The sequence below is a fragment of the Arthrobacter sp. B0427-1-12 genome (assembly GCF_059092905.1).
Genome location: NZ_JBNHIC010000114.1, coordinates 1 through 4,188, shown reverse-complemented (window position 1 = coordinate 4,188; position 4,188 = coordinate 1). Strand labels below are relative to the sequence as shown.

The following is a 4,188-nucleotide window of genomic DNA, read 5'->3' as shown; positions in this document are numbered from 1 at the left end:
ACCCACCACGGCCGCGACACCTGTCCCCGAAGCAGTGAGACATCGTGTCCACGATGTCATGAGATCGTGTGTCCATGATGTCTTGAGACAAGACACAATACCGGTTCGGTACCGGCGTGGTACTGCTTTGGTACTGATGGCTTACACCGGAGACACCTCGACGTCATGGTCCGGGATTTCCGGAACCGGCCTAACCGGCGCCCGAACCGGCACCGGCCCACGCTGGGGTCGATAGCCCCTGCACCGATAACAGTGCATATGCACGATGGCATGGCCGGTCCCGCCCCGACATGTGAACCGGATCAGTGGGTGCCGCCAAGGTTCAGGATCGCAGCACTTGAAACGACCGGACTCACACTGATGACTGTGGCACCAGTCGTTGGTTCATCAGTGATGCTCATCAGTTGCAGCTGGCGCGTACGGCCGCCGGTCGAGCAGGTACCGGCGCCTGTTGCGGCATTGGGCTCCAGGTGTGAGGGCGCCCTGTCTGCCGGCGCATAGGTCTGCTGGATTCACGGTGGCACCGCCCGGTGTTCATCTGCTCTCCGGAATCCCTTTACCTGTCTCCGGAATGCTGGGGCGACACCACCACCTGCTTCAGGAGATATACGTATGACTTTTTCCGCCGCGCCGGCCTCGCGCCGCAGCTTCCTTACGATCACGGGCACCGGTGTCCTGGCTGCCGCCGTGGGCTCGGCGCTGGCCGCGCCGAGTCCGGCCTGGGCCAACCCGCGGTTCCAGAACGACCCGTTCACCCTGGGTGTGGCCTCCGGTGAGCCGCTGCCGGAGGGAGTCGTCATCTGGACGCGCCTGGCCCCGGAACCCCTCGCACTGGACGGGACCGGCGGCATGCCCGAGCTCCAGGTGCCGGTGACCTGGCAGGTGGCCGAGGACCCGTCCATGCGCCGGGTGGTGCAGTCCGGTTCAGCCAAGGCGCTCCCGCAACTGGCGCACTCCGTGCACGTGGAGGTCACCGGGCTGCGTCCGGACCGCGAGTACTGGTACCGCTTCCACGTCGGCAACGCGGTGAGCCCGGTGGGCCGCACCCGCACCGCACCGGCGGCCGGGACGGCATTGAGCTCCTTCTCCTTTGCCTTCGCCAGTTGCCAGAACTACCCCGCGGGCTTCTACACCGCCCACGCCCACATGGCCCAGGAAGACCTCGACCTGGTGGTTTTCCTCGGTGACTACATCTATGAAGGCGGAGGCCCAGGAAAAATCGGACGCCCCTGGGTTACCGGCCACGAAGCAAAGACACTTGCCGATTACCGGGTCATTCACGGCCAGGTGAAGACAGATCCAGACCTGCAGGACTCACATGCAGCATTCCCGTGGCTGGTCACCTTCGACGACCACGAAGTGGACAACAACTGGGCCGGCGACGACGCCGATCCCAACGTCCCGGTCGAAGAGTTCCGCGCCCGCCGCGCGCAGGCCCTGCAGGCCTACTACGAACACATGCCGCTGCGGCTGGCACAGCAGCCGGCCGGACCAAACGTGCAGATCTACCGCCGGCGCACCTTCGGGGACCTCATCGACATCTACATGCTCGACACCCGGCAGTACCGCAGCGACCAGGCCAAAACGGATGCCGGCCGCACCGACCCGGCCCGCACCATCCTCGGCAACGAGCAGGAGACCTGGCTGCGCCGGGCCCTGGCCGGCCCCACCGCCCGGTGGAACACCCTCGCCCAGCAGGTGGTCTTCTCCCAACGGGACTTCACGGCCGGACCGGAGCAGGGCTTCAACGACGACTCATGGGACAACTACCTCGTGGCCCGTAACCGGATGAGCGAGCACTTCTCCGCGATCGGGCCCGGCAAGAACCCGGTCGTGATCACCGGCGACGTACACATGAACTACGTCTGCGACATCAAAACCGATTTCAATAACCCCGCCTCACCGACCGTGGGCACCGAACTGGTGGGCACATCGATCACCTCGGGCGGCGACGACACCGCCACCACCGAAGGTGACCGGAAACAGCTGAACGAAAACCCCCACATCAAGTTCATCAACCGTGAACGGGGCTACGTGCGCAACGTCGTCACCCCCACGGAGTGGACCGCCGATTTCCGGACCGTCGACTTCGTCACCCGCCCCGGAGCACCGGTACGGACCCGCGCCAGCTTCGTCATCGAAAACGGCCACCCGGGCGCACAGCCGGACTCCTGACCGATCCGCCAGGTGCCCGCTACTTGTGAGTACACCGCAATCGCCGATATCAGGGCATATGACACGGTCATTTCCTCAGAACGGCGTGCCAGGAACGCCGAAGCGGCGGCCCGGGTTTGGGGCCGCCGCTTTGGACGGGCTGTGCCATGAGGTTGACGTCGTGGCTCCGCTGGCCGGGTAGCGGGCAAATGCGGTGCCGGTCTTGGTCAGCAGGCGCGGCGGCGTCCTCCCCCCGCGCATCGCTCAGGCGCGCAGGGTTTCCAGCACTCCTCCGGCCACTCCGCGGGCCGCTGCCGACCATTCGGACAGCAGCCCGGCGAGATTCTCGACGTCGGCCCTGAATCCGTTGGCCCCGGAGGCGACGGAGGCGAGCACGGCGGTTCGGAGTCCGGTGTTGATGTTGATCTTGCCGATCCGAAAGGACGCCGCCCTCGCGAGGTCGGCCTGCGGGATGCCGGAGGCGCCGTGGAGCACCAACGGCACGTCGGTCTCCTGCGCGGCCCGCCCCAGAACGTCCCAGCGCAGGACCGGCTCGCCCTTGTACTTGCCGTGGACATTGCCGACGGCGACAGCGAGGAGCTGGGCACCGCTGCGCGCGACGAACTCGGAGACCTGCCCGGGGTCGGTGAGGCCGGCGGCATCCTGAGCGAAGGCTCTGTCCTCGTCGCCGGCGGGTCCGCCGAGCTCTGCTTCCAGTACGACGTCGGGTCCGACCAGATCCCGCACGGTTCGCACCAGCGCGATGTTGTCCTCGAAATCGAGGGAGGAGCCGTCGGCCAGCACCGCGTCCGCACCCGCGGTCACGGCCTCCCTGATGACGTGCAGGTCGTTGGCGTGGTCAAGCTGAACGGTCACCGGAACGGCGGCGCCGTTCGCGAGGCTGCGCAGCGCGGTGATGAGGCGAAGCCCGGAGGTGCGCGCGGCAGTCTTCGAAGCGACCAGGAGGGCGATGCCGCGCCTGGCTTCCTCTGCAGCCTCCACAACGGAGGTTGCGGTGGCGAAATCGTAGCAGGTGAAGGCCGGGACCGCCTCACCGCGCCGCAGCGAGGCTAAGATAACGTCGTCAAGGCGGGCGCGCATCAAACCCCGATTCCGCTGGCGAGGACCCAGGCGGCGGAGGTCAGCAGGAACCGGTCACGCCGAGGATTGTGGTCAGGACGGTCCAGGTGCGCAGGCCGTCGGAGACCGAGAGGCCCAGGTACCGGGTGACGATCCAGAAGCCGGAGTCGTTGACGTGGCTCAGGCCGAAGGCACCGAAGCCGATGACGAGCAGGATGAGGGCGGTCTGGATCGGGGTGTAGCTGCCGGCCTCGACCGACGCGGCGAGGAGGCCTGCGGTGGTGATGATAGCGACGGTGGCCGAGCCTTGGGAGGCGCGGAACACGGCGGCCAGGATGAAGGCCATGAGGATCACCGGCAGGCCGACGCTGGCGAGCCCCTCGGCGAGGGCGGTGCCGATGCCGCTGACGGTGAGCACTTTGCCGAAGACGTCGCCGGCGCCGGTGACGAGGATGACGATCGCGGTGGGTGCCAGCGCGGCGTCCATGATTTCGCCGGTGGCCTGGGAGGACCAGCCTCGGCGGATGCCCAGGAACCAGTAGGCCAGGAACAGTGCCACGAGCAGGGCGATCATGGGTGCCCCGATGAAGCCGAAGACCTGGGCCAGGTCGGAGTCCTGGGGCAGCACGACGGAGCCGACGGTGCCGAGCATGATCAGGGCGATGGGCAGCACGATGAGGGTGATGATCATGCCGGGGCTCGGCGGAGCCTGGACCTTGGTATTGACGGCGACGGAGTCCGAGCCGCCGGAGCCGGAGCCTTCCTGTTCGATCCCGGACCTGCCGGTGCCGAAGAGGCGGAGCTGCTCGGCGGTGAGCGGGAGCATGGGGAACTCGCGGCTGTTCATGCGGCGGGCGATTCATCGGCGAGGTGGAAGAGGTCGGCCCCTCGGTGCAGAACCTCAAACGCGGCGACCGCGTCATGGTCCCGTTCAACATCTACTGCGGTTCCTGC

The 4,188-nt window shown here is 67.1% G+C and carries 3 protein-coding genes and 1 pseudogene; 2 read left to right on the top strand and 2 right to left on the bottom strand.

Annotated features, from left to right (window positions below; all coding sequences use genetic code 11):
• Positions 1 to 612: 612 nt before the first annotated feature.
• Positions 613 to 2,175, top strand: a complete 1,563-nt coding sequence (locus tag AC5RWU_RS23755) for an alkaline phosphatase D family protein (protein WP_493986635.1) — start codon at positions 613 to 615, stop codon at positions 2,173 to 2,175.
• 243 nt (positions 2,176 to 2,418) lie between these two features.
• On the opposite strand, the gene AC5RWU_RS23750 is transcribed toward AC5RWU_RS23755, so the two are convergent.
• Complete coding sequence (locus AC5RWU_RS23750; RefSeq protein ID WP_493986634.1) at positions 2,419 to 3,255, bottom strand: class II fructose-bisphosphate aldolase; 837 nt, start codon at positions 3,253 to 3,255, stop codon at positions 2,419 to 2,421.
• A gap of 40 nt (positions 3,256 to 3,295) precedes the next feature.
• Positions 3,296 to 4,081, bottom strand: coding sequence for a GntT/GntP/DsdX family permease (locus AC5RWU_RS23745; RefSeq protein ID WP_493986633.1), 786 nt, complete (start codon positions 4,079 to 4,081; stop codon positions 3,296 to 3,298).
• A gap of 8 nt (positions 4,082 to 4,089) precedes the next feature.
• Here AC5RWU_RS23745 and AC5RWU_RS23740 point away from each other — a divergent pair.
• Positions 4,090 to 4,188: pseudogene (locus tag AC5RWU_RS23740) on the top strand (alcohol dehydrogenase catalytic domain-containing protein); the annotation flags it as partial.

Bases quoted from the DNA above. Each gene is read 5' to 3' on its own strand.
- AC5RWU_RS23755 (WP_493986635.1), top strand. From the start codon at position 613: ATGACTTTTTCCGCCGCGCCGGCCTCGCGCCGCAGCTTCCTTACGATC.
- AC5RWU_RS23750 (WP_493986634.1), bottom strand. From the start codon at position 3,255: ATGCGCGCCCGCCTTGACGACGTTATCTTAGCCTCGCTGCGGCGCGGT.
- AC5RWU_RS23745 (WP_493986633.1), bottom strand. From the start codon at position 4,081: ATGAACAGCCGCGAGTTCCCCATGCTCCCGCTCACCGCCGAGCAGCTC.